This window comes from Cytobacillus oceanisediminis, from assembly GCF_003182355.1.
GTDB classification, from domain to species: Bacteria; Bacillota; Bacilli; order Bacillales; family Cytobacillaceae; genus Cytobacillus; species Cytobacillus oceanisediminis_A.
The window spans coordinates 357,574-381,182 of the sequence record NZ_QGTW01000004.1; the positions used below are offsets into that span (position 1 = coordinate 357,574).

The window sequence follows — 23,609 nt, forward strand, 5'->3', positions numbered from 1 at the left end:
CCAGTTGTTAACGCTTTCAATTCTTGTAAAATAGACTAATAAACTATGAAATTTTTGTGAACAAGTTCTATTGTAAAATTATCGGAATATAACTTCAACCCATTTTCATGAATTAAAACTATTGAGAATTTTATAAAAACAGGTACCAGGTACCACCCGAATTTTGTCGAATCGCCATTATGGCTTTGGTAGAGTGATGGGGGTGGAATGAGGTATAATATTATAGGTAAGAAATAGTGTTATTGGGTTTTTAAAAGCATATTAATTATTAAAATTTATTTTAGTGGTTTAAAGGGGTTTTAGGATTGGGTCAAGATAAAATGGGAAAAGATCCGTTTAAGAGGACGTTTGGCAATCTCGAGGAATTGGTTGATAAGATTCGGGATGTTTTGGAATGTCCGGTTACAATTGAGGATGTCAATCATCGCCTGCTTGCCTACAGTACGCATGACGATCAGACGGATACGGCCAGAATTGCGACGATTATCAGCAGAAAGGTGCCGGAAAAGGTAATCAACCGTTTATGGAAGGAGGGGATGATTCCCCAGCTGATGCAAAGCGGTGAACCATTGAGGATTACGGAAATAAAGGAAATCGGCCTTGGCAATCGGGTAGCAATCTCCATCCGCAATCATAATGAAGTGCTCGGCTATATTTGGGTTGTGGAGGAAGAAACCCTCTTAACAGAAAGCAAGCTGAACCTTCTTAAGTTGGCTGCCCAGTCTGCAAGGACCGAACTGTTAAAATTAAACTCGCAAAAAAAGAAAAGAGTGGAAGGGTACCAGGACTTTTTCTGGGAGCTTTTAACCGGCCACTTCCAAAACCATAATGAAATTTTGGGCAGATTTGAGGACTTAAGTATTAAACCTCCATCACCCTTTGCGGTTCTAGTCTTTCAATTTAAGGAAGAAATCAATTCAAAAATCGAACAGAATATTATTTACCTGATTACAACAAGCCAGAAAATTAATATTACCTTTTATGCAGGGATGGGGAATGAGTTTATCATCCTGGCAGCACCGCCGGAACCTTCCTTATCCGAAAAAACGTTCACTGAGTTCATCCAGTTCTTCATCGATCAAATGAAGACCCGGTTTAACATCGATCACATTAGCGGAGCGACAGGAACTATCTATGAACGTTATGAAAAAGTAGAAAAAAGCTATCAGGAGGCATTAAAGGTTCTTCGGCTTAAAGATCAATTTAAAGATGAAATCCAGCAGATTTACAGCTATCAGCAGCTCGGCATTTTCCGCTATCTTGATGCTATTCTGGAGAAAAAGCGGACAGAGCCTTATGAGCACCCGGGTATCGAAAAGCTGATCAAATACGACGCTGAGCATCGAACCAATTTATTAGCGACTCTGGAAGCTTTTATCGACCATGACAGCAATGTAAATGAAACAGCAAAAAAACTTCATGTCCATATGAACACACTTAACTATCGGTTAAAGAGAATCACGGAGATCGGCGAAATCGATTTAAAAAATACGAATACCAAGCTTTCCTTATATCTTGAATTGAAAATGAAGCGTTTGGAAAAAAAAAGCCCTCATTTGTAGATTTCCACAAATGAAGGCTTTTTCATTTTACCGAATCAACAATGACAGCGCTTTAATAAAATTATTATACTGATTATAGTAAATTTCATACTTGATAGATTGAAAGGGGATTTTTCCATGATTATTGGAGTACCTAAAGAAATTAAAAACAACGAGAACCGTGTTGCTGCAACACCAGCAAGCGTTGATGCATTAGTTAAATCCGGACATAAAGTACTTGTTGAAATCGATGCTGGGGTTGGAAGCGGTTTCACTAATGAAGATTATACAGAAGTTGGAGCTGTTATTGTAGACACTGCGGCAGAAGCATGGGCTGCTGAAATGGTTATGAAGGTTAAAGAGCCTCTTCCATCCGAATATGGCTATTTCCGCGAAGGTTTGGTGCTTTTCACATATCTTCACCTTGCAGCTGAACCTGAGCTTGCAAAGGCATTAACTGAAAAAGGCGTTATTGCAATTGCCTATGAAACAGTTGAAGTGAACCGTACATTGCCTCTTCTAACTCCAATGAGTGAAGTGGCAGGACGCATGGCTTCTCAAATTGGGGCTCAATTCCTTCAAAAAACAAATGGCGGTATGGGAATCCTCTTAGCAGGCGTTCCTGGCGTATCCCGCGGCAAAGTGACAATCGTTGGCGGCGGTGTAGTAGGAATCAATGCTGCAAAAATGGCAATCGGCCTTGGCGCACAGGTTACAATTATTGACCTAAGCCCAGAGCGACTTCGCCAGCTTGACGATATTTTCGGAAACAGCATTCAAACGTTAATGTCAAACCCATTCAACATCGCACAAGCGGTTAAAGATGCAGATCTTGTCATCGGTGCCGTTCTGATCCCAGGAGCAAAAGCACCTAAGCTTGTAACAGAAGAAATGATCAAAACAATGAAGCCAGGTTCTGTAGTTGTTGACGTGGCAATCGATCAGGGCGGTATTTTCGAAACTGTTGACCATATTACAACTCACGACAACCCAACTTATGAAAAGCATGGCGTTGTACACTATGCAGTTGCGAACATGCCTGGTGCAGTTCCAAGAACATCTACAATCGCTCTTACAAACGTTACAATTAACTACGCTCTGCAAATTGCCAACAAGGGTGTTGTAAAAGCAATTGAAGATAACGCTGCACTTAAGCTTGGGGTTAACGTTGTAAACGGAAGCATCACATACCCAGCGGTTGCAAAAGATCTTGGCTATGACTACATTACAGTAGAAGAAGCATTTGCTAAAGTAAAGGCAGCTAACTAATATTTTTAACCCCCTTGGCTGATTAGGCTAAGGGGGTTTTTGCTTAAAAATTATAGAGAAAGTATAGTTACCAAATTTTCCTTGTTTAAACCCCACCAAAAATGGAGGTCATGCTGCGAATATTTATAACAAGGTTGGTAAGCCTTATTATTTCCTCCCTTTCCTTATTCAATAGGAAAGGGCTTTTTTATGCTGCCCTTTAGGACACTCCTTTTTCAATAGATAAGAATTTGTATATTTGAACTTCGAAAGCTGTCTAGCTCGAGCATTTGCCCCCTCGAGGTGTCAGGGGTGGGCAAGGCGCTTGTGCTTTTCTTAATAGCCCACTCAAAATGCGGACATCTGCATATTAAATAGAGAAGGGATTGAAAAACAAGGAGGTTACCCAATATGCATCACTATAGAAGCCCTTATTATCGCGGGGGCGACAGATTCTTTTTAGGAGGACCGTTTATCGGAGGTCTGCTGGGAGGATTTTTGGGAGGCGGATTAGGAGCAGCATTATTTACTCCTCGGCCATTCTATGGTCCGCCACGGCCATTCTATGGACCACCGGCACCCTTTTACGGTCCGTATGGCGGCGGATACCCGGGTTACGGCCCTTATGGATACGGAGGAAGTCCTTATTATCGATAAAAAGTTAAAGCTCTCTGGCTGGAGAGCTTTTTATTTTATTCACGAAATTAATCTTCCTCTACATCCACCGAAGCTTAAGCGTCAAATCACAGCATTTCACGTTATCTTCCTTCTCGGATTCGAAATGCAGGGTGAGGCCATCTGGGGTATACGACACAGAAGGTACTTGGGAAATCCCTGTCGATTTTATCATCTTTTCGACTTCACTCATTTTGGACTGTTGGGCAGCTGACATCAGTTCATACGAAAACTTCTTTGATTCCGCCATATTTACCAGCAAAGTGCTGGCATTCCTCATAAGAATTTCCATTTTTTTAGCCGAGCTTATAAAGATCTCGGGATCAACCCCAGGAATTGTCCTGTAGAAATATACAGGATGGTAAGAGCCTTGATAATTTGCAGGATAATGCCAGCTGCCATGGGTTGGCGGATATGGTCCTGGCCTTGGATATCGAAAGTAATAATAGGGGTACATCCGGTTCTGCCCCTTTCTGTCATATATAGTCAATGCACGCATTCCCAATATATGAAAAAATAGCTTTTCCTATGAGAGGCATTTTATGAAATGTTGCGAAACCCAAATTCACTCTTTGTCCTCCGTCATAGAAAAAAGGCATTCGCATATGGTTGCTTTAGAAGGGCAAATCTTAAAAGGATTGATATAATAATTAAAGGGGTAAAGGAAGGGAATGAAGAATATATAAGTGCGTATTAATGAAATCCGGGAACGCAATTAAAACAGGATAGGAGGCCCCATATGGAATTGGAATTGATTTTGGAAGTCATTGAAAATAACGGGTATTTGGGGCTTTTTCTATGGCTGTGGGTAGGCGTTTTTATTTTTCCTGTTCCCAATGAATTGATAGTCATGACTGTAGGCCTTTCTGCCTCTTTAAAATCGCTTCATCCTGCGCTTGCTTTTATCGTGATTTATTTCGGCATACTGGCTGCCCTTACAACTTGCTATACAATAGGCCGTTTTATCGGCAGGCCGCTTCTGCAATATTTCCAGAGAAGCAAAAGGTTTTCCAGGGCGATTGATTCTTCTTTAAAGCTAATGGAAAAGTATCATGCCTTTTCCCTCTCCTTCAGCTATTTTGTTCCGGGCATCCGAAACTTCCTTCCCTTTTTGTATGGCTTCAGTAAATTGCCTTTTAAAAAATTCGCTCTGTTTGCATACAGTGGCGCGCTCTTATGGCTGTCCCTTACTTTTACACTTGGATATGTATTTGGGGACCACATTGATACGATTATCAAACATGAAAAAGAATTATTGTTTGGACTAACGGGTCTGGCCGTGCTCATTATTGCCGTCCGCCTTGGCAGAAGAAAGCGCGGGAAAGAGAACGAAAAGCTTCATGATCAAGGTTTGGGATTATAGATTAAAAAGGCAGCTAAGAAGCTGCCTGTTGTATTATAAGGAAAATTGATTTTTCAGTGTCTAATACTGATTTCGGTGCTCAACCAGGTCGATGGCGCCAAGTACAATATGGGCAAGCCCGAAACCAACGATTGTGTTTGATACCGTTTTATTTGTTCTGCGGCTTTGATTCATTGCATAGCCTGCAGAGGTAACAGCGGTCCGAGTACAGCCGGAACTAATCCTTTATGAACACGATTCATGGCAGTCACCTCTTTATCGTGATTGTCCAACAGGACATACCTAATTTGTTCTTATATAATGAATAATAGTATGACAACATTTTACATAAGGAAAGGGGATAGGGGAATGGATTTGAAAAATACATTAATCCAAACACTGGGAATGGAAATCGTGGCAATCGAAAAAGGGCGTGTTGTGGCCACTATGCCTGTAGACGGACGGACCCGGCAGCCATTTGGACTGCTGCATGGCGGGGCTTCTGTCGCTCTCGCTGAAACAGTTGCAAGCATTGGTGCCTATGAACTTTGTGACAAGGAAACAGAATCAGTTGCGGGTCTTGAAATCAATGCCAACCATATCCGGGCTAAAAAGGACGGAACCGTGACAGCAGTCGCAACAGTCCTGCATCATGGCCGGACAACCATGGTATGGGATATTAAAATTACGGATGAAAACGATAATCTGATCTGTACCTCAAGATGTACAATGGCCGTTATTAAAAGAAAATAAAGGATTAACTTTTATATAAGCAATATAAAAAACCGCAGGAGTGCATCACTCCTGCGGTTTTTAAACCTATTAATCCTTACTGGCTGACTTTTTCATATGCGGTGCATTTTTCAAATCATCCTGTACGCTTTTATCCCAGAGCTGTACGCCGGAATTATAAGCAGCACGGGCGATTAAATGCCCGGCAACAGGAGATGTCATGAAGATGAACACAATTCCGAGAAGCACTCTGGAATTGAAGAAGCCATCTTTAACATAAAAGAAGAGCAGCGTCCCAAGCAGTATGGACATGACGCCCAAAGTAGCTGATTTTGAAGCCGCATGGTTTCGCGTATAGATATCCGGAAGCCTAATGACGCCATATGCTGCAACAAGGCTTAAAAAGGCTCCAATTATGATTAGCACAATGATGGCAATATTAGCGATCTCGTTCATTTTCTATAATAACCCCTTTCTCCAAATATTTAGAGAAGGCTACAGTCCCGATGAAAGCGAGAATTCCAATAAGAAGGATGACCTCCACAAACGCATTTGTATTCAGGGCGATTGAAATAAGAGCGACAATTGCCACCAGATTAATGCCGATTGCATCAAGCGCTACCACTCGGTCTGGAGTTGTAGGCCCTTTAATGACTCTGTAAATCAATCCTATGGTGGCAGCCGATATGATCAGAATGGCAATTAACACAACGGTATTCAGCATTATCGGCTCACCTCCATAATCGCTTTTTCAAACGTGTTTTTAATTGAATCAATGGTTTCCTTTGCATCATCGATATCGATTGCATGAATGTATAGAATCTTGTTATCAGGCGAAACGTCTACAACCAGTGTCCCCGGAGTCAGCGTAATCAGGTTGGAAAGTACCATGATTTCCCAATCCTCCTTCAGGACAGTAGGATAGGCAAAAATTCCTGGGCGCATATCAAGTTTTGGTTTTAACAATACTTTTAGCACGCCAATATTAGCAAGGATAAGCTCCTTGATGAAAATAAACAAAAGATTGATCACTGCCACAACTCTTAAAAGATAAAAACGCGAATCGAAAAATCTTCTGAAAGTAAAGATGATGAGCAGGCCAAAAAGGTATCCTTTAAGGAACGCAACCGGTTCGTATGACCCTGTTAAAAACATCCACATAAATCCAAGGAACACATTTAATAATATTTGAAATGCCATACTCAATACTCCTTTAAAACTGCTTCAATATAGATATTTGGATTTGCAAGAGTTTCAGCAGCCTGTGAGATATACGGATAAACAAATTCAGAGCCGACACCGTAAAGAACGGCAATGGCAACAAGGATAACAGGGGCAATCATCATTTTTCTTACAGGTACTGTATCTTCCCCTTTATAAGCGCGAGGAGTTCCCCAGAATCCATTGATAAAAATCTTCATGATTGAAAATAGGACCAGAAGGCTGGACATTAAAACGATTCCTGCTCCCCAGTATTGTTCCGCTTCAAATCCGCCTTTCACAATGAGAAGCTTTCCAATGAAGCCGCTAAGCGGCGGGATTCCAGCCAGGGCAAGTGCAGCGATAAAGAAGGTCCAGCCTAAGCCTGGATAGCGTTTGATCAAACCGCTTATCTTATGCAAATCACTCGTTCCTGCAATCGCTATAACAATTCCGGCAAGTAGAAATAAAGCCGCTTTAATAATCATATCATGGACCAGATAGAAGATGGATCCGGAAAGAGCATCCGGTGTCATTGCTGAAATTCCAAATAGGATCGCACCCACAGCCACAATAATATTGTAGATAATAATCTTTTTAACATCCCAGTAAGCAATCGCGCCAATTACACCGACGATAATCGACATAATCGCCAGAATGCTTAGGAGCTGATGGGTAAACCCGGTATCATGGTAAAAGAACAACGTATAGGTCCTTGTTATTGAATACACGCCGACCTTTGTCAGCAAAGCTCCGAATAAAGCCAATATCGGAGCCGGCGGTGCGTAATACGAGCCTGGCATCCAGAAGTATAAAGGGAAAATGGCCCCTTTTAATCCGAATACAATCAAAAACAGAACGGCTATAACTGTTATAATTCCAAGTTGTGCAACTTGGCTTATTTCGCTGATGCGAAAAGAAATATGCGCCATATTAAGCGTGCCGACGACGGAATACAAGTAGGCTACAGCTATAACAAATAAAGCGGAAGAAATTACATTCACTAGAATATATTTAATTGACTCCCTGAGCTGGGCTTTCTTCCCTCCCAAAACAAGCAAAACATAGGAGGCCATCAGCATAACTTCAAAAAAGACGAAGAGGTTGAAGATGTCACCGGTTGTGAAAGCACCGTTCACGCCAACAATCAAAAAGTTGAATGCAGCATAATAATAAAACTTTTCCCGATCTTCTCCTATGCTCCAAAAGGAATAAATCAGGCATGCAAAAGCGACTATGCTGGTTGTCAGAACGAGAATGGCAGACATCATATCAGAAACAAGCGTAATCCCAAAGGGGGCCTCCCAGCTTGAAACATCCAATGTCTGTATCCCGTCATTTCGCACCTTCTGAACCAATAAAGCTGAAACAATAATCGTAACTGCTGACGAAAGGCCTGCAATCCACCTTTGCAGCATGATTCTTTTAGCAGCGAAGATTAGAAGGACACCCGTAATTAATGGGATCAGGATAGGCAATATCAAAAAGTTAATCATTTCCTTCAGTTCCTCTCATTCGATCCATATTATCTGTGCCAAGCTCCTGGTAAGCACGGTAGGCCAACACTAGGAAGAAGGCTGTAACCCCAAAGCTGATTACAATTGCAGTCAGGATGAGTGCTTGGGGAATCGGATCAGAATATGAGCTTGCGTGTTCGCCGAGCAGCGGGGCAGCTCCCCTTTTTAAACCGCCCATTGTTAAGATCAGCATATGTGCGCCATGGCTCAACAGCCCAGTCCCGACGATAATGCGCAGCAAGCTTTTTGACAGCATTAGATAAGTAGCTGACATAAATAAGATGCCAATAACAAAAGCCATTAATATTTCCATTATTCATCCTCCCCTATCGTTTGAATAATGGTCATCGTAACGCCAACAACAACCAGGAAAACACCCAGATCAAACAGTGTAGCCGTATGGAGTGAAGTATCTCCCAATACAGGCAATTCGACATGACCAAACGCATGGGTTAGGAAGGGAACGTTAAACAGCAATGCTCCCGCCCCTGTTCCTATTGAAAAAAGCAGCCCTACTGCAATCATATGAATATAATTGACAGGGAGAATTTTTGATACTGTTTTCATGTCAAAAGCCAATAACAGCAGAACGATTGCTCCGGATGTCAGCAAACCGCCAACGAAGCCCCCGCCTGGAGTATAGTGCCCTGCAAAGAAGATATGGACAGAAAAAAGAACAATGATAAACAAAACAACCTTTGTTGCTGTCTGTAAAATAATGTCATTTGTTTTCATTTTTCTTTCCTCCTTCCAGGCGAAGCTTGATCATGGCAAAAATTCCAAGTGCCGCAATCCCAAGAACGGTAATCTCGAACATGGTATCAAAACCACGGAAATCAACAAGGATAACGTTGACCATGTTTTTCCCTGCGGCCTCTTTATACGTATTTTCTACATAGTATTGTGCAATCGAATCAAACATCTTATTGCTGTGCGCTGAAAGGGCAATCATGGTTACAATCGCACCAACTCCAACAGAAATAAGCGCGTTCGTCATTTTAAATCGGATTCGCTCTTCATGCCGCAGCTTTGGCAGATGGTAGAAGGCGAGCAGGAATAATGAAACTGAAATGGTTTCGATTACAAGCTGTGTCAGGGCAAGGTCAGGTGCACGGAAAATGACAAAGAAAAGCGAAACGGTGTACCCAACTGCCCCCAACAAAATAATTGAAGTCATTCTTGATTTGACAAAAAGGATTGTAATAGCAGCAGCTGCAATCCCTAATGCCAGCAGGACTTCAGCAAAATGGATCGGTGCTACATTGCTCGTATCGAATTTAAATGCATCTTTAATAAATAATGTAGCCGCCAATGCGACAATGAAAAAGGTGAAAATATACACAAGATAGGTTCGGATAAACCCATTCATATATAATCTTGTCAAATTAAAGGAAGCTCTCTGTGAGACTTCAAGCATGCCATCATAAAAACGATTTAAAGCAAGCTTCTCAGGGAACATATCATATACTTTTCTCCACTTCGGTAAAGTTGTAAAAAGCAATATTCCCAATGTAATAACTCCTAATGTCATAAACAGTTCAGGCGTAAAGCCATGCCAGAAGTAGATATGGGTATCATACACAAATCCTGGGACCGGCATTATGGCTGCCTGTGCAGGAGAAATTAGAGTGTTTGAAATAATGTTAGGGAAGAAACCGATAATGATAACCAATGAAGCCAGCACAATAGGTGAAATCAGCATTCCTAGTGGAGCTTCATGCGGTTTCTTTTCCAATTTTTCAGGCTGGAATTTGCCTGTAAACGTTTTGAATACTAACACCATGCTGTAGATGAACGTGAACACACTTGCCACCCAGGCAAGAACAGGGAATAGAAAGCCCCATGTATCCAAATTGAAGATGTCCATTTCCAGAACACGGACCATGCCGGTAAAGAACATTTCTTTACTCAAGAATCCGTTGAAAGGCGGAAGTCCCGCCATTGCGAATGTGCCAATGATAGCCAAAGTAAAGGTAATCGGCATAAAATTCATTAATCCGCCAAGCTTGCGGATGTCACGGGTGCCGGTTTCATGGTCGACTATTCCAGCTACCATGAAAAGACTGCCCTTAAAGGTCGCATGATTAATCAGATGGAATACAGCAGCTGTTGTAGCAACTGTAAAATAACTGTCCTCTACTGTTTCAAAGTGAAGGGCTGCAGCGCCAATTCCGAGAAGGGACATAATCATCCCCAGCTGGCTGACAGTTGAAAAAGCAAGAATGGATTTAAGATCTGTCTGTTTGACCGCCGAGAAGGAGCCCCAGAATAGCGTTACAATACCAAACCCGGCTACAAGCCACAGCCAAAGTGAATGCTCGGCAAATACCGGGCTCATTCTTGCCACTAAATAAATACCGGCTTTAACCATAGTTGCCGAGTGAAGGTAAGCACTGACAGGCGTTGGTGCTTCCATGGCATCAGGAAGCCAGATATGAAAAGGAAATTGTGCAGACTTTGTAAATGCACCAAGCAAGATGCAAAGCAAAGCAGGAACAAATAATGGGTTCGTAAAAATTTCATCTGATTGTGCAATGATTTCAGTAATGCTGAAGGTACCTGTCATCAGATATAAGAGAATAATCCCCGCAAGCATGGAAAGACCGCCGAAAACCGTTATGATCATTGATTTTTGTGCCCCGTAACGCGATTTTTCTCTGTGATACCAATATCCGATTAATAGGAAGGAAGAAAAACTTGTAAATTCCCAGAAAGTATAAAGCACGAGCAAATTATCCGATAGAACAACTCCCAGCATCGCTCCCATGAAAAGAAGCAAATAAACATAGAAGGTATTCAACTGTTCCTTGTTTTTATCCAAATAATAGATGGAATAAAGAACGACTAAGGCTCCAATTCCGGTAATCAGCAAAGAAAACAACAAACCAAGCCCATCAACCTTTGCCGTGAAATCGATCCCAAGTGATGGAATCCATGAGAAAGATTTTGTTACTGATTGCTGATTAGCGGTGATGGATAAGTAAGAGATAAAATAACTGAATAAAAGGATTGGCAGAGGAAGAATAAACCAACCCGTATGTATTTGCCTAAAGAGCTTGTACGCAAATGGCACAAGTATGGCAAGAAAAAATGGTGAAATTATTGCCAGGTGAAGCAAAGACAAAACATTACCCCCTTTAAATGTATGTAATTTTCAGCAGCATGGCCATTGTTTTTACGTGTAACTCTTAAAGTGCCTACGTTCTTAGATAGGAAAATTTTCTTACCATCTGGGATTAAACTCCGTATAGATAGAAAGAATGTATTTTTCCCTAATCAGAATGAATAAACTCCCCTCATTTATCTCCTAAATCTTATTGTAAAAACCTTCACATTGCTCTCCGAAATTGAAGCGCTTTATAAAAAGTTTTTCCTTCTTGCGTAATAATATCCAATCCATATGGCAGTGCGCCTTGATTTTGCCCGCCAGAATGAGATCCTAAAAATCATCTATAGCACCCGCTCATGCACCTAGAACAAATTATAACCTAAAATAAAAGTCTCTGCATTCATCAAACCCTTATCATTACAGGTTTTATCCCTTCTTTATTAAATAGGTAGAAACACGAATCCATCAGGAAAATTTTTTTGAAAATAATTTTTAAAAAACGAAAAATGGCGACAGTCTTAAAAAGAGCTGCACCCTATATTGAATAAAAAATGCATTTATTATACACACTACTTTTAGGGTGGTGTTGTGTATGATCAAACATAAAATCTCAGCAGCCATTTCCATCTTTGTCCTGCTTTTTGCAGGAGCCTGGATACTCGATCATCAGACGAAACGGGATTTCTATATTCCTGGAGATGAAGAAGTGGTCGAAATGATACCGGCAAATTACGAAATGGAAGCCGGGGTCAAACAAAGGCTGAAGGTATTTGAATCAAGGGAATATGTGAGGATACAGACAGCGTCATAGGAAAAGCTACCGCGTTCTGTTAACCCCTCGGGGCTAAACAAGGCACTGGAGCTGGACAATAAAGAAGAGGATGAGTTTCCTCATCCTCTTGACTGCTGTTATATTAATATTTGCTTCTGCCGCGATTGTGAAAAATCATAATGGAAAGCGGCACGGTTATGATAAACGAAAGGAAAAACAAAAGTAAAAACTTGGAAAATGGGGTAATTCTTTTCTCAAGATCATCTACATAAATATCAAAGAATTCACGAATAGAATCATTGCCTAAAACATTGGTGGCTGTGAGAAATTCTTCATTGTCAAAGTCATAATAATAAAAGTCTTTTTTCTTAAAGATAAATAAATCATCTCTTTCTTGTTCTAGTTCCAGAAATACCACTCCGATATGTGAGGAGTATTCCTCGATCACTTCCTCATTCTCCGAGGTGGAGGGATCATCCGGTGTAACAATTTTTGTAACTTTCCCCTGCATTCCATATGCATCAATAACCTCAAATGAGTGCTCATTATAATAGTGAACAGTCTTGCGCAGCTGTTTTTCAAGCTCTTCCTCATAACCTCTTTCTACTTCAGAAGCTCCTGCCGGGTTTATAAATAAAACCAATAACAAAAGTATGGCCATAAGAACATATAATCCACTTTTCAATTGCATTCCCCCCTTTACCTTTAGAACAAAATGGATGCTAGAATATGGTTTATATCTATGCTGGGAAAAACTGAAATATACAGATCGGACCTGCTATTGTAAAAAATATGAAAATCGAAGATAATAGATAGCTAGAATAAAGAGTTATTTGGATGGGGAAAAAATGAAAAATACATATATAACGAGTTATTTTCCGCTTTTGGCGATTATTTTGTTTAGTACTTCTCTAGCAATCAAAACTCAGATGGAATTGGTTAACTTCTTGAAGAAATCAGGGATTTATCGGGGAATGCTGGAGTTTTTCTCAGAAGGCGGCGTAAAGCTTGCACTGACTATCCTTCTATTGGTTATGTATTTTATGATTTTTGCTGCCTTAAAACTGGTAGCTGATACGATTAATGGACTTTCACTGCTGTTTTTTTCGAAGGATTTAGAAGGGGAGAGCCTGGCTAAGGCCCGCCATGGTTCAGCTATTTATTTTATCGGAGGAGCTCTATCGCTCTTTAGCTTGTTCAGTTATACAGGTATTGCAATCATCTTCGCGGCCGCGACTCTTATTTACTTCATTTATTTTGTGTATAAGGCAAGTGTATCGCTAACATTTGCAGGCATAACTGGCGTAATCTTTTTTCAGGTCATTATCTGGTCTTCCATTTTGACTGGTGTATTTTATCTTTCTATTAAAATTTACAACAGTATTATGGCAAGCCTGCCGATATAAAAAGGAGGGCATCCCCCAGGGTGCCCTCCTTTTATGCTAATCAACGAAATTTTGAATAAGTCAGCGAAAAACCGAATATATCAACGAAAAACCCTTTTTTATCGGCCAAACGGCCTTTACTCCGACATGATATCCTTCCAAATCAGCAGCTGGGGAGCCTGCGATTGTATAGACGCGAGGGTGCTGGGATTGTCTTTTCCAACCCAGATACCGGCTGTATACTGGCCAGTTAAGCCAATAAACCAGTAATCTTTATAGCCGTTGGTTGTTCCTGTTTTGCCGCCTGCATATCCATTGGGCAGGCTGGCTTTTCGTCCAGTTCCGGATTGAACCGTTTTCGCCATGAGTTGTCTGAGCTTATTTGCTGTCTTACTGCTCCATATCTGAACAGAAGGATCATCCCAGCTATAAAGCAGCTCGCCTTCCAGATTGGTCACTTTTCGTATCGATCTTGCCGGCCGGTAGTGTCCTTTATTTGCAAAGACAGTATATGCCGAGGTAAGTTCAAGCGGTGTCATTCCGTACGAGAAGCCGCCGACAGCCGCCGATAAAACATGGTCTTTTTTTGATACCATTTTAAAACCAAACTGGGATAAATCCTTGAATCCTATTTCAATACCTATTGAATCCAGAAGCCTTACAGCAGGTGTATTATAGGAATGGATAAAGGCTTTCTCCAAAGACACCATTCCATAGCGGGCTCCGCCAAAGTTCTGAGGACAGTAGCCGTTTTTGCAAAAAGTGCCTGCATCTACTTGATCCTGAAGAGAAGCGTTCGTCCTTTCGATATATGGCGCATAAACGAGCAGCGGTTTAATGGCAGAACCCGGCTGCCTGTAGGCCTGGAACGCTCTGTTAAAATCGTATTTTTTATAATTCTTTCCGCCGGCAATAGCTGCAATCTCATTGCTGGCATTGTCAATTACCACTGCTGCACCTTCAACATCCTTGTAGGGCAGCCGCTTTTCGAGTGAACTTTTCGCTTTTTCCTGGAGAGCGGGGTTCAAGGCTGTTTCAACTATGATACCCTGCTCCATTAACCTGGCAATTCTTTCATCGAGCTGTGCATTCAATTCTGCTTTCTTCTGATCATCCGCAAAGGAGAGCTTTTTATGATAGCCTTCTTTTTTTGAAATCAATTCCCTTAATTCTGCTTCAACATGCGTTACATAGTCCGGATACAAGTCAATTCTTTGCTTCATCTGAAGGCTGATAGATTCGCTTTTGATCGTTTCAGCGTTCTCCTTGCTAAGGAGCTTTTCTTCTTTTAATTGGTCAATCAGTCTTTCCTGCCTCTTCTTTGTCCTGTCAAAATGCTTAACTGGATCGTAAAAGGAAGGATTATTGGGGATCGCAGCGAGAAATGCAAGCTGCGCTTTAGACAAATCCTCAGCACTTTTTTGAAAATAAAGCCGGGATGCAGCTTCAATTCCATAAGCGCCATTTTGGAAATAAATCGCATTGATATACAATTCCAAAATTTCCTTTTTTGAAAATTTCCGCTCCAGTTCATAGGCATATAAAATCTCGCTGAGCTTGCGGTTGTAGGACTGTTCATGATTCAAAAATACATTTCGCGCAAGCTGCTGGGTAATCGTGCTGGCTCCTTGTTCAATATCATCAGATTGGATATTGATCGCCAATGCCCGGCCGATGGCAGGGATGTCAAATCCGGCATGATCATAAAAATGCTGGTCTTCTGCAGTGATGAATACATCCTTAAGGAAGGGCGAAATGTCATCTGAAGACAAGTACACCCTGTTCACTGGCTGATGGATTTCTGAGATGACCTGTCCATTGCCTGCTTTTATGTAGCTTGTCTGCGGCAAATGGACTTCTTTTATTTGCAGGTTTTCATCCAGCACCTCATGAAAGCCTTGCACCTTTTGGATTTCCGAGGAAGTGGCATACACAAGTATGACAAAAATGGGCAGCAATAAAAGTATGATAAAAAAGCCTGTCCATGCACGCAAATACCCATAACACCGCCTTTTTGCAGTTTTTAAAGTCCTATCCTATTTTTCGGCTTTTTCCTCGAGGAGTTAAGTGTTTTTGCCGTTGTATGTGAAACCGGGGACGGCCTGCTAAAAAATCAGGATGAAAACGAAATTACACAGAAAATTGAAATATTTCGTGCTATAATATAAGAAAAATTATGTGCGTTAATTTTAAAATGAAAGCAGGTGAAAGCGTGGGGGAGGAGCACCAATATTTATTTATTGATTTTGAGTTTACAATGCCTGAAAAGGGCGGTGGATTTAGAGGGTTTTATCCGGAAATAATTGAAGCTGGAATCGTGTCTGTTATCAACAGCCAAATTTGTGAAGAGTTTTCTTCCTATGTAACTCCTGTCCGTTTTCCAAATTTGTCCGAGCGATGCAAGTCTTTTTTGCATATTTCACAGGAACAGGTGGACCAGGGAATCACTTTTCATGAGCTCGTTGAAAAAATGAAGGACATGAACCAAAATCGGCCTTGTACAATCATTACATGGGGCAATATGGATATGAGGGTCCTAAGGAATAATTGCAATCAGGCGGGAATAGCCTTTCCATTCAGAGGCAAAGAAGTTGACCTGTCGATGGAATATAAGCGATTTTTTGGAGATCAAAACCAAACAGGATTATGGAAAGCCGTCCAGGAATACGGCAAAGAAGGAACTGGGAAACATCACCGGGCTTTGGATGATGCATTGACTACTTATAATATTTTCAGATTGGTAGAAAAGGATAAAAGGTATCTTCAAAAGCCGGAGCCTACGACGATCGGAGACCGGGTCGATTTTTCCAAGCTTTTTAATAAATTTGCTTAACAAGCCAAATCCAGCAAAACGATTTGGCTTGTTTTCATTTTACTTAAAATAGTCCTTTTCCAAGGATTCAATATTTTTAAGGCTTTGTTCAGCCCATGCGGATGAATCCCCCGTCAACTCTGTCCTCATTTTATCAAGTGCCGTTTTAAGAGAATCTTTATATTCAGGTATTTCCTCTTCGAAGGGTTTGACCATTTGCTTTGGCACATTGGTTTGCTCCCTATATGCCAGTGCGCGCCGCTCGTGGAAAAGCATGACATCCGCCTGTTTAGGGTTATGTAAATCACCTTGCATTGGATGTTTTAAAACCGCCAATACTCTCACCAGGTAATGCTGCGGGCGAATATTCGTTACTTCCCCGATATACTTGCCTGTTTTATAAATGGCTGTTACTTTGTCGCCGATATTGATTTCTGCCATAGTAATCTCTCCTTTCCTTTTTTCTTTAGCCCTATTATGACTCACATGATTGAAAAAACAAAGTGCAAATTTTCAATAAATCAGGTAAGCTAAAAAATAGCAGAATTTCGTTTTGCCTTATGAAGAGGGAATCAACATAGTATATAGGAGGAATGAATGTATGAAATGGAGTATTTTAGCTCCGCTTCTTGTCTTAATGCTAATCCTGGCAGCATGCGGGACAAGCACTGAAAAGGAGACAGACAATGCGAACGGTTCCGAACAAGAAGAAACCAAAACTGAAAACCAGGCTAGTGAAACTCCGGATAGCTTTCCGCAATTGACAGAAGAGGTCCAGGACAATGAAAGACTGGTTGAAATGCAGACATCCAAAGGCAATATAAAAATCAAGCTCTTTCCTGAGCAGGCTCCAAAAACAGTCGAAAACTTCATTAAACATAGCGAAGATGGCTATTATGACGGTTTAATCTTCCACCGTGTCATTAAAGACTTTATGATTCAGGGCGGCGACCCACAGGGCACCGGCATGGGCGGAGAGAGCATCTATGGACAAGCTTTTGAAGACGAATTCTCCAACCAGCTCTTTAATATCCGTGGAGCGTTATCCATGGCCAATTCCGGCCCGAATACAAACGGGAGCCAATTCTTTATCGTGCAAAACACAACAGTGGACCCAAGCTTGAAGGAGCAAATGGAAAAGGCCGGCTATCCGGAAGACATTATTAAAGCCTATGAAAAAGGCGGCACCCCATGGCTTGACCACAAGCACACCGTTTTTGGCCAGGTCGTTGAAGGAATGGACGTTGTCGACAGCATTGCAGCAGTCGAAACAGCGGAGCAGGACAAGCCTGTTGAAGATGTGGTGATTGAAAAGATTGAGGTATTGAAGTAATTAATAAAGATTATTAGCGTCGGCCATAAGCAAGACATTTGAACAACCGCTAAAAAAATTGGACAGTATTTTCATAGCTGATATAATAAACCATTGAACCACTGCTTTTGGCAGAAAGGATAGAATATTATGCTGCAATGGTACGTACTGTCGTTGTTTCTATATTTTCCGGAAGATAAATCAGAATACGGCCCTGCAGCCGTTACTTTTGCCATCTTTTTAGTTGCAGCCATCCTGACAATGAGATTGATCATCCGCGTATCAAAGCGCGAGGCTGCCAAGGCAAAGGAACTTGAGGATCACCTCAGCAGGCAAAATAAGCAGGAAGAGAACAGCTGAGAAGCTGTTCTTTTTTTGCCTGATCCCTCCACCTTTTTTATTCTCCTGTTTATCAAAAAAATGATTGGGCAACACTAAAGACAAAATGTCTTGATGGAGGATTCAATCATGAGAAAAGCTTGGATGCTTGTTTTTGTTTTGTTTTTGGCAGGTTGTGCAGAAGAAAACATTACAAATACGGAAGTGGAAATGTTTAATGCTGTGGGAGATTCTTTAGGAACCATCAAGGTGGAGGAACAGTCAAGCGGGGTTATGTTGAGCCTCGATTTAAACGGCTTGCCACCGGGGGAGCATGCTATTCATATTCATGAAGAAGCCAAATGCGAGCCGCCCGACTTTAAATCTGCTGGAAATCATTTTAACCCTGACAACAAAGAACATGGACTCCTGCATCCAAAAGGCGCCCATGCCGGTGACCTGCCTAATTTAATTGTTGAGGATGACGGCAAAGTGAAGGTGGATTTAATGGCTCCGCAAGTCACATTAAAAGATGGCAAAACCTCTTTGCTGACTAAGGAAGGAACTTCAATTGTCATCCATGAGGGAATGGATGACGGAATGACGTCGCCAGCAGGAGATTCCGGAGAGCGCATCGCCTGCGGCAGGATCTCGAAGGATAAAGATGAAAAGGGCCAGAAAAAGGCTCAGGATGACCAAACAACTGAAGGATAAAATGGAGAGTGGCTTCCTGGTAAAGGGGGCTGCTTTTTCTTAATCAGAAAGCTAGGAAAATTCTGGTTTAACCCTTATAATAAAATTAAACCTTTTAAAGGAGATTGTTTATATGGGGATTTTTGATGGGTTTATTGGCAATGCTTCTGAAGCGAAAATTGAAGAGGTTCAGGAGGAATTTGCAGCAGTACTTGCTCCGAGCGAACAGGTGGAAAAAGCTTATCGGCTGGTACGGGATTTATTCATTTTTACAAACAAGCGCCTTATCCTGGTTGATAAACAAGGGATAACAGGGAAGAAAGTAGAATACCACTCCATCCCTTATAAAAGTATTACCCACTTCAGCATTGAAACCGCAGGCAGCTTTGACCTTGAAGCCGAATTGAAGATTTGGATCTCAGGGGCTGAAGAACCGATTGAAAAGCAATTTAACAAAAGCCTAAATATATACGAAGTACAAAGCGTTCTTGCTGAATATGTACTGTAATATCACCCTTTACTGGCCGTCGGTAAAGGGTTTTATTTTACTTGTGAAACTAGGTGATTTTTCATAGAATGGATTTATCTTAAGTAAGGGATGTGGAATATGATCATTAAACCCCGTTTTGAACCGGAAGAATTAAAGTTACTCCGCTATTTATATCGCCGTTTGGAATCATCGGTGAAGGATGAAAATCACTATCTAAATTTGGAAAAAGGTTTTGCCGGCGAACTGCAGTTTGACAGGCTGATGCAAGAGGTTCCAGATGATTGGATGATCCTTAATGACCTATTGCTGGAAAGCAGCAGCACTCTTTTTCAAATTGATACTCTGCTACTAGCTGGTGCAATCCTCTATATTTTTGAAGTCAAAAATTACGAAGGTGATTTTTATATTGAAAATGACCACTGGTTTACCACCTCGAAAACCGAAATTAAAAATCCCCTGCTCCAGCTTCATAGAAGTGAAACACTGCTGAGAGGACTCCTCAAGGAATTAGGCTTCAACCTCCCCATAAAACCATACCTTGTCTTCGTAAACCCCGGTTTTCAACTCTACCAGGCTCCCTTGAACCTGCCTGCCGTTTTTCCAGCCCAACAAAACCGTTTTATAGAAAAATTAAAAGGTACGCCTGCAGCATCAAAAGTAAGAAATGCAAAGCTGGCAGAACAGTTAAACTCCCGTTGCTTGAAGGAGAACCCTTTTTTTAGAGTTCCAGGCTATTCATATGAGCAGTTTAGAAAAGGGATCCCTTGTGGATCTTGTTCATCATTTCTAACTCCATTTAGCCAGAGCATTTTAATATGCAGCGAATGTGGCTGCAAAGAAGAAAATGACTCCGCAGTCCTTAGGAGTGTTGAGGAATTTAAAACCCTCTTCCCTGAAATGAAGATTACCTCAAATGGTATTTATGAATGGTGCAGCATAATTAGTTCTACTAAAGTAATTCAAAGGATCCTTTCGAGGAATTATGAGAAAAAAGGAAGAGGCAAAGCTTCTTTTTATGTTAGTAAGTAGGCCGTTAATTTTAGTTTTAATACAGGTATAAAAGTTTTGAAGTTAATCTTTATAATTAACGACGAAACTATGGACAGTAAGCGGAGTATGGTAGTTAATCAATGTGATTAACGACGAAACAGGAGGCAGTAAGTGAAAAATGGTAGTTAATCAATGTGATTAACGACGAAACAGCAGGCAGTAGGTGAAAAATAGTAGTTAATCAATGTAATTAACGACGAAACAGGAGGCAGTAAGTGAAAAATGGTAGTTAATCAATGTGATTAACGACGAAGCTGGAGGTAGTAAGTGAAAAATGGTCGTTAATCAATGTGATTAACGACGAAACAGGAGGCAGTAGGTGAAAAATAGTAGTTAATCAATGTGATTAACGACGAAGCTGGAGGCAGTAAGTGAAAAATGGTAGTTAATCAATGTGATTAACGACGAAACAGGAGGCAGTAAGTGAAAAATGGTAGTTAATCAATGTGATTAACGACGAAACAGGAGGCAGTAGGTGAAAAATAGTAGTTAATCAATGTGATTAACCACGAAACTAGAGGTAGTAAATGAAAAATAGTAGTTAATCTATGTAATCAACGACGAAACAGGAGGCAGTAAGTGAAAAATGGTAGTTAATCAATGTGATTAACGACGAAACTAGAGGTAGCAAATGAAAAATGGTAGTTAATCCTGTTAGATTAAACGACGAATCTTGTAAAGGGAACCTGGTATTGTAGTTAAATTATTTAATACATCTCATGATGATAACAGGTTTAGGCCGGAGTAAAAAGAATAAGAGCACGGAACCCCATCCGTGCTCAATCCCTACTCACCCAAACGCTCTCTTTAATCTTTCCAGCCCATCCACCAAGACCTCATGCGGGCAGGCGATGTTCATGCGGACGAAGCCTTCGCCGCCGGGGCCGTATTTTGGTCCGGGTTCCAGGGCGAGTTTACCCTTTTCCAGCAGCTGCTTTCTAAGCTCATCATCATTCATTTCAAGCCTGCGGCAGTCAAGCCACAATAAATAAGTGCCATCAGGCTCGATCATGTTAATGCCGGACAATTCCTTTTTTATAAACTGCGCTGCTGTCTTTTTATTTTCCTCCAGATAGGCCATTAATCCATCAAGCCATTTTTCCCCATGGCGATAAGCTGCTTCCATGCCAAGGATTCCGAAGGCGGAAAGGGTGAAAAAGCCTTGTTTGCCTTGTTCTTCCTGGAAGGCTTTCCGCAGTTGATCATTGCTGATGACTGCAGCGGACGCCTGTATTCCTGCAAGGTTCCATGTTTTTGTTGGCGCAATGCAGGTGATGGTAATATCGGCGAAACGCTGATCAAGAGAAGCAATTGATATATGCTTGTTCCCTTTGAAAATTAGATCGGAGTGGATTTCATCCGAGAGGATGGTACAATCGTATTTCACACACAGCTCTCCGATTTTCCGCAGCTCTTCCTCAGTCCACATTCTGCCTCCGGGGTTATGCGGGTTGCACAGCAGGAATAATTTCACGCCTTCCTTAAGCTTGCTTTCAAAATCCTCAAAATCGATTTGATAGCGGCTATTTTCGAGCTTCAGCTGGGAATTAACAACTGTTCGCCCATTTTTTTTGATCATCTCGAAAAAGGGTGTATACACTGGAGACTGTAACATCACTTTATCATCTTTTTCGGTAAAAGCCTGGATGGCTGTTGCAATGGATGGAACGACTCCGGTGCTATACAGGATCGAAACTTTGTCAACTTTCCAGCTATGCCGGTTATTCAACCACTGAACAATTGCTTCAGCAGTAGAATCAGGTGCGTATGTATATCCGAAGATGCCATGATCCATTCTTTCCTCAAGTGCTTTCTTTACTTCTTCAGGAGGCTGAAAATCCATATCCGCCACCCACATTGGCAAAACATCTGTAGTGCCAAAAACCGCCTTGGTCATATCCCATTTAACAGAAGCTGTATTTTCCCGGTCGATTTTTTGATGAAAATTAAATTGATTCAATACTGTCACCGCCTTTATGATTCTTTTATGTATCCTGACTCTATGATATGATATTGATACTAAAAATTAAAACAAAGCGGCTCCAGGCTGGCAGCCGAACGATAAAAAGGTGATAAACATGGAAATTCAGCAGACAAACCTTTTGCTCGTCCATACCCTGGATCAATGGGATCCATTTGGAATCGGACCGGGAAATTATGATACAGAAATTGCAGATTCAGTCCAGGCTGTCCACGATCTCGATGACAGGGACAAGCTTGCAAGGAAAATTCAGTCCATATATGAATTCTCTTTTGAGGAAATCATCCCCTTGGAAAAATGCAAGGAAATTTCCGCCCAGCTTCTTGATATCAAGAATAATGGTTCATGCACCATTTAATTAACCTAATACGGCAGATAAGCAGTTTAGACTCAATAAAACGGCAGCCCTCCATGGTGTGCCGTTTTTTTCGTCTAAACACTCTCTGCAGTCTTCATAAACCTTTTAATATGCTGCAGGACATCTTCAGGCCGTTCTTCCGGCACAAGATGGCCGGTATCTTTTAATACAACCAGCCTGGAGTTCTTCAAATCCTTATTCAGCCGTTTCCCAATGTGAAGCGGAACGACTCTGTCATGCTCTCCCCAAATTAACAGGCATGGAGTTACAATCCTTTTCAAGGCAGCCGGCGGCAAATCGCCTTCCCGGTCGCGGATCATTCTGGTCAATGCACGAAAAATATCATCCTCTAAAAATGGCGACAAATACCCATAGAGCATCTCGTCATCAATCATGGAATGATCATGGACAACGTTTTTCAAATTTTGTTTTACTCCAGAACGCTGAAGATATAATTTTACATACAAATGAAAGAACGGTATGTAGCTGGAAAAAATAAGATGGGGCTTCATCCTTTTCATATAGCCGGAGCTGCATAATAACACCGCCTGGTCTACGAGTTCAGGCTTGGAATGGGCGACATTCAAAACGATCTGTCCTCCCATTGAATGGCCAACTAATGTAACTTTTTCAAAGCCGAGCTTTTCTGATAATTGGATGACGGTTTTCGCCAGATTTTCGTAGGAGTAAACAAACTGGCGGGACTTGCCGCTTTTGCCAAAGGGCGGCAAGTCGACTGAAATGACATTGAATTCTGTCTTCAATAAAGGAATCAGCCTGCGAAAGCTAAAAGTCGATGACAGGAAGCCATGCAGCAGAACCAGTGTTTCCCTGGAAGATTCGTGTTTGTAATACTCAAAGTAAACATCCGTTCCATTGATAGGCTCCGTTCCTGAAAAAGTCGTCTCTTCCATTGGCTTTCCCCTCCTTGTTTTTCTAAACTTCCCTATATTTTCCCCTCAATTTCAATCCTGACACATATGATTTTATAAATTTTAAAAAATAATAAAAGTGACACATTTATTTTCAGCAGTTTTTGCTATAATGGAACTATTTTATAGAGTAAATCACTAA

The 23,609-nt window shown here is 41.3% G+C and carries 27 protein-coding genes and 1 pseudogene; 14 read left to right on the forward strand and 14 right to left on the reverse strand.

Annotated features, from left to right (window positions below):
• Positions 1-305: 305 nt before the first annotated feature.
• The 3 genes from DFO73_RS10670 (at position 306) to DFO73_RS10680 (ending at position 3,446) form a co-directional block, all read left to right on the forward strand.
• Positions 306-1,562 carry a PucR family transcriptional regulator gene (locus DFO73_RS10670; RefSeq protein ID WP_110064763.1) on the forward strand — a complete coding sequence of 419 codons (1,257 nt, stop codon included), beginning with the start codon at positions 306-308 and terminating at the stop codon, positions 1,560-1,562.
• A 117-nt stretch (positions 1,563-1,679) separates the two neighbouring features.
• Positions 1,680-2,810, forward strand: a complete 1,131-nt coding sequence (gene ald, locus DFO73_RS10675) for an alanine dehydrogenase (RefSeq protein WP_110064764.1) — start codon at positions 1,680-1,682, stop codon at positions 2,808-2,810.
• Positions 2,811-3,200: 390 nt separating this feature from the next.
• Positions 3,201-3,446 (forward strand): hypothetical protein, encoded by a 246-nt coding sequence (locus DFO73_RS10680; RefSeq protein ID WP_110064765.1) that lies wholly within the window; start codon positions 3,201-3,203, stop codon positions 3,444-3,446.
• A 58-nt stretch (positions 3,447-3,504) separates the two neighbouring features.
• Here DFO73_RS10680 and DFO73_RS10685 read toward each other — a convergent pair whose 3' ends face one another.
• Entirely contained in the window at positions 3,505-3,921 is a 417-nt protein-coding gene (locus DFO73_RS10685) for a hypothetical protein (protein WP_110064766.1), read from the reverse strand.
• Positions 3,922-4,203: 282 nt separating this feature from the next.
• Between DFO73_RS10685 and DFO73_RS10690 the strand changes: the two genes are divergently transcribed.
• On the forward strand, positions 4,204-4,827 hold the full coding sequence (locus DFO73_RS10690) for a DedA family protein (RefSeq protein WP_110064767.1): 624 nt from the start codon (positions 4,204-4,206) through the stop codon (positions 4,825-4,827).
• 60 nt (positions 4,828-4,887) lie between these two features.
• On the opposite strand, the pseudogene DFO73_RS10695 reads toward DFO73_RS10690, so the two are convergent.
• Positions 4,888-5,069 (reverse strand): annotated as a pseudogene (locus DFO73_RS10695) (asparagine synthase).
• A gap of 106 nt (positions 5,070-5,175) precedes the next feature.
• Between DFO73_RS10695 and DFO73_RS10700 the strand changes: the two are divergent.
• Positions 5,176-5,559, forward strand: coding sequence for a hotdog fold thioesterase (locus DFO73_RS10700; protein WP_110064768.1), 384 nt, complete (start codon positions 5,176-5,178; stop codon positions 5,557-5,559).
• A gap of 69 nt (positions 5,560-5,628) precedes the next feature.
• On the opposite strand, the gene mnhG is transcribed toward DFO73_RS10700, so the two are convergent.
• The 7 genes from mnhG to DFO73_RS10735 are packed head-to-tail and all read right to left on the reverse strand — an operon-like array spanning position 5,629 to position 11,379.
• Entirely contained in the window at positions 5,629-5,994 is a 366-nt protein-coding gene (gene mnhG / locus DFO73_RS10705) for a monovalent cation/H(+) antiporter subunit G (protein WP_110064769.1), read from the reverse strand.
• The gene (locus tag DFO73_RS10710) at positions 5,978-6,262 is read right to left on the reverse strand and encodes a Na(+)/H(+) antiporter subunit F1 (protein ID WP_110064770.1); all 285 of its coding nucleotides are present in this window, start codon (positions 6,260-6,262) and stop codon (positions 5,978-5,980) included. The genes mnhG and DFO73_RS10710 overlap by 17 nt, the downstream gene beginning before the upstream one ends.
• Positions 6,262-6,738, reverse strand: coding sequence for a Na+/H+ antiporter subunit E (locus DFO73_RS10715; protein WP_110064771.1), 477 nt, complete (start codon positions 6,736-6,738; stop codon positions 6,262-6,264). The genes DFO73_RS10710 and DFO73_RS10715 overlap by 1 nt, the downstream gene beginning before the upstream one ends.
• Positions 6,739-6,740: 2 nt before the next feature.
• On the reverse strand, positions 6,741-8,234 hold the full coding sequence (locus tag DFO73_RS10720) for a Na+/H+ antiporter subunit D (protein WP_110064772.1): 1,494 nt from the start codon (positions 8,232-8,234) through the stop codon (positions 6,741-6,743).
• Positions 8,227-8,568 carry a Na(+)/H(+) antiporter subunit C gene (locus DFO73_RS10725; protein WP_110064773.1) on the reverse strand — a complete coding sequence of 114 codons (342 nt, stop codon included), beginning with the start codon at positions 8,566-8,568 and terminating at the stop codon, positions 8,227-8,229. Before DFO73_RS10725 ends, DFO73_RS10720 begins: the two co-directional genes overlap by 8 nt.
• Positions 8,568-8,990, reverse strand: coding sequence for a Na(+)/H(+) antiporter subunit B (locus DFO73_RS10730; RefSeq protein ID WP_026584030.1), 423 nt, complete (start codon positions 8,988-8,990; stop codon positions 8,568-8,570). The genes DFO73_RS10725 and DFO73_RS10730 overlap by 1 nt, the downstream gene beginning before the upstream one ends.
• Entirely contained in the window at positions 8,977-11,379 is a 2,403-nt protein-coding gene (locus tag DFO73_RS10735; protein ID WP_110064774.1) for a Na+/H+ antiporter subunit A, read from the reverse strand. The genes DFO73_RS10730 and DFO73_RS10735 overlap by 14 nt, the downstream gene beginning before the upstream one ends.
• 577 nt (positions 11,380-11,956) lie before the next feature.
• On the opposite strand from DFO73_RS10735, the gene DFO73_RS10740 reads away from it, so the two are divergent.
• Positions 11,957-12,175 (forward strand): hypothetical protein, encoded by a 219-nt coding sequence (locus tag DFO73_RS10740; protein WP_110064775.1) that lies wholly within the window; start codon positions 11,957-11,959, stop codon positions 12,173-12,175.
• Between the two features lie 103 nt (positions 12,176-12,278).
• Here the strand turns inward: DFO73_RS10740 and DFO73_RS10745 are convergent, their stop codons facing one another.
• Positions 12,279-12,821: a hypothetical protein gene (locus DFO73_RS10745; protein ID WP_258309381.1), complete on the reverse strand. Its 543-nt coding sequence runs from the start codon at positions 12,819-12,821 to the stop codon at positions 12,279-12,281.
• Between the two features lie 163 nt (positions 12,822-12,984).
• Here DFO73_RS10745 and DFO73_RS10750 point away from each other — a divergent pair, with 163 nt between their 5' ends.
• On the forward strand, positions 12,985-13,542 hold the full coding sequence (locus DFO73_RS10750; protein WP_110064776.1) for a DUF5366 family protein: 558 nt from the start codon (positions 12,985-12,987) through the stop codon (positions 13,540-13,542).
• A 116-nt stretch (positions 13,543-13,658) separates the two neighbouring features.
• On the opposite strand, the gene DFO73_RS10755 is transcribed toward DFO73_RS10750, so the two are convergent.
• The gene (locus DFO73_RS10755) at positions 13,659-15,515 is read right to left on the reverse strand and encodes a transglycosylase domain-containing protein (protein WP_110064777.1); all 1,857 of its coding nucleotides are present in this window, start codon (positions 15,513-15,515) and stop codon (positions 13,659-13,661) included.
• Positions 15,516-15,733: 218 nt separating this feature from the next.
• Between DFO73_RS10755 and kapD the strand changes: the two genes are divergently transcribed.
• A complete protein-coding gene (gene kapD / locus DFO73_RS10760; RefSeq protein ID WP_110064778.1) occupies positions 15,734-16,354 on the forward strand; it encodes a 3'-5' exonuclease KapD in 621 nt (206 codons plus the stop codon).
• A 39-nt stretch (positions 16,355-16,393) separates the two neighbouring features.
• Here kapD and DFO73_RS10765 read toward each other — a convergent pair whose 3' ends face one another.
• A complete protein-coding gene (locus DFO73_RS10765) occupies positions 16,394-16,774 on the reverse strand; it encodes a kinase-associated lipoprotein B (protein WP_110064779.1) in 381 nt (126 codons plus the stop codon).
• Positions 16,775-16,934: 160 nt separating this feature from the next.
• Here DFO73_RS10765 and DFO73_RS10770 point away from each other — a divergent pair, with 160 nt between their 5' ends.
• From DFO73_RS10770 to DFO73_RS10790, 5 genes are all read left to right on the forward strand, one after another.
• Positions 16,935-17,666, forward strand: coding sequence for a peptidylprolyl isomerase (locus DFO73_RS10770; protein WP_110064780.1), 732 nt, complete (start codon positions 16,935-16,937; stop codon positions 17,664-17,666).
• Between the two features lie 129 nt (positions 17,667-17,795).
• On the forward strand, positions 17,796-18,005 hold the full coding sequence (locus DFO73_RS10775; RefSeq protein WP_110064781.1) for a hypothetical protein: 210 nt from the start codon (positions 17,796-17,798) through the stop codon (positions 18,003-18,005).
• 108 nt (positions 18,006-18,113) lie between these two features.
• Positions 18,114-18,677: a superoxide dismutase family protein gene (locus DFO73_RS10780; protein ID WP_110064782.1), complete on the forward strand. Its 564-nt coding sequence runs from the start codon at positions 18,114-18,116 to the stop codon at positions 18,675-18,677.
• Positions 18,678-18,789: 112 nt separating this feature from the next.
• The gene (locus DFO73_RS10785; protein ID WP_110064783.1) at positions 18,790-19,164 is read left to right on the forward strand and encodes a PH domain-containing protein; all 375 of its coding nucleotides are present in this window, start codon (positions 18,790-18,792) and stop codon (positions 19,162-19,164) included.
• Positions 19,165-19,338: 174 nt separating this feature from the next.
• Positions 19,339-20,175: a nuclease-related domain-containing protein gene (locus DFO73_RS10790; protein ID WP_258309383.1), complete on the forward strand. Its 837-nt coding sequence runs from the start codon at positions 19,339-19,341 to the stop codon at positions 20,173-20,175.
• Positions 20,176-20,986: 811 nt separating this feature from the next.
• Here DFO73_RS10790 and DFO73_RS10795 read toward each other — a convergent pair.
• Positions 20,987-22,156, reverse strand: a complete 1,170-nt coding sequence (locus DFO73_RS10795; protein ID WP_110064785.1) for a MalY/PatB family protein — start codon at positions 22,154-22,156, stop codon at positions 20,987-20,989.
• Positions 22,157-22,274: 118 nt separating this feature from the next.
• On the opposite strand from DFO73_RS10795, the gene DFO73_RS10800 reads away from it, so the two are divergent.
• On the forward strand, positions 22,275-22,535 hold the full coding sequence (locus DFO73_RS10800; RefSeq protein ID WP_110064786.1) for a DUF1871 family protein: 261 nt from the start codon (positions 22,275-22,277) through the stop codon (positions 22,533-22,535).
• 74 nt (positions 22,536-22,609) lie between these two features.
• On the opposite strand, the gene DFO73_RS10805 is transcribed toward DFO73_RS10800, so the two are convergent.
• Positions 22,610-23,449, reverse strand: a complete 840-nt coding sequence (locus tag DFO73_RS10805; RefSeq protein ID WP_110064787.1) for an alpha/beta fold hydrolase — start codon at positions 23,447-23,449, stop codon at positions 22,610-22,612.
• Positions 23,450-23,609 lie beyond the last annotated feature (160 nt).

What these genes read in the sequence shown, in the direction of transcription:
- DFO73_RS10720 (WP_110064772.1), bottom strand. Translation starts at nt 8,234, where the DNA reads ATGATTAACTTTTTGATATTGCCTATCCTGATCCCATTAATTACGGGT.
- DFO73_RS10680 (WP_110064765.1), top strand. Translation starts at nt 3,201, where the DNA reads ATGCATCACTATAGAAGCCCTTATTATCGCGGGGGCGACAGATTCTTT.
- DFO73_RS10775 (WP_110064781.1), top strand. Translation starts at nt 17,796, where the DNA reads ATGCTGCAATGGTACGTACTGTCGTTGTTTCTATATTTTCCGGAAGAT.
- DFO73_RS10765 (WP_110064779.1), bottom strand. Translation starts at nt 16,774, where the DNA reads ATGGCAGAAATCAATATCGGCGACAAAGTAACAGCCATTTATAAAACA.
- DFO73_RS10750 (WP_110064776.1), top strand. Translation starts at nt 12,985, where the DNA reads ATGAAAAATACATATATAACGAGTTATTTTCCGCTTTTGGCGATTATT.
- ald (WP_110064764.1), top strand. Translation starts at nt 1,680, where the DNA reads ATGATTATTGGAGTACCTAAAGAAATTAAAAACAACGAGAACCGTGTT.
- DFO73_RS10800 (WP_110064786.1), top strand. Translation starts at nt 22,275, where the DNA reads ATGGAAATTCAGCAGACAAACCTTTTGCTCGTCCATACCCTGGATCAA.
- DFO73_RS10730 (WP_026584030.1), bottom strand. Translation starts at nt 8,990, where the DNA reads ATGAAAACAAATGACATTATTTTACAGACAGCAACAAAGGTTGTTTTG.
- DFO73_RS10725 (WP_110064773.1), bottom strand. Translation starts at nt 8,568, where the DNA reads ATGGAAATATTAATGGCTTTTGTTATTGGCATCTTATTTATGTCAGCT.
- DFO73_RS10770 (WP_110064780.1), top strand. Translation starts at nt 16,935, where the DNA reads ATGAAATGGAGTATTTTAGCTCCGCTTCTTGTCTTAATGCTAATCCTG.
- DFO73_RS10700 (WP_110064768.1), top strand. Translation starts at nt 5,176, where the DNA reads ATGGATTTGAAAAATACATTAATCCAAACACTGGGAATGGAAATCGTG.
- DFO73_RS10785 (WP_110064783.1), top strand. Translation starts at nt 18,790, where the DNA reads ATGGGGATTTTTGATGGGTTTATTGGCAATGCTTCTGAAGCGAAAATT.
- DFO73_RS10690 (WP_110064767.1), top strand. Translation starts at nt 4,204, where the DNA reads ATGGAATTGGAATTGATTTTGGAAGTCATTGAAAATAACGGGTATTTG.
- DFO73_RS10740 (WP_110064775.1), top strand. Translation starts at nt 11,957, where the DNA reads ATGATCAAACATAAAATCTCAGCAGCCATTTCCATCTTTGTCCTGCTT.
- DFO73_RS10715 (WP_110064771.1), bottom strand. Translation starts at nt 6,738, where the DNA reads ATGGCATTTCAAATATTATTAAATGTGTTCCTTGGATTTATGTGGATG.
- DFO73_RS10710 (WP_110064770.1), bottom strand. Translation starts at nt 6,262, where the DNA reads ATGCTGAATACCGTTGTGTTAATTGCCATTCTGATCATATCGGCTGCC.
- DFO73_RS10780 (WP_110064782.1), top strand. Translation starts at nt 18,114, where the DNA reads ATGAGAAAAGCTTGGATGCTTGTTTTTGTTTTGTTTTTGGCAGGTTGT.
- DFO73_RS10805 (WP_110064787.1), bottom strand. Translation starts at nt 23,449, where the DNA reads ATGGAAGAGACGACTTTTTCAGGAACGGAGCCTATCAATGGAACGGAT.
- DFO73_RS10685 (WP_110064766.1), bottom strand. Translation starts at nt 3,921, where the DNA reads ATGTACCCCTATTATTACTTTCGATATCCAAGGCCAGGACCATATCCG.
- mnhG (WP_110064769.1), bottom strand. Translation starts at nt 5,994, where the DNA reads ATGAACGAGATCGCTAATATTGCCATCATTGTGCTAATCATAATTGGA.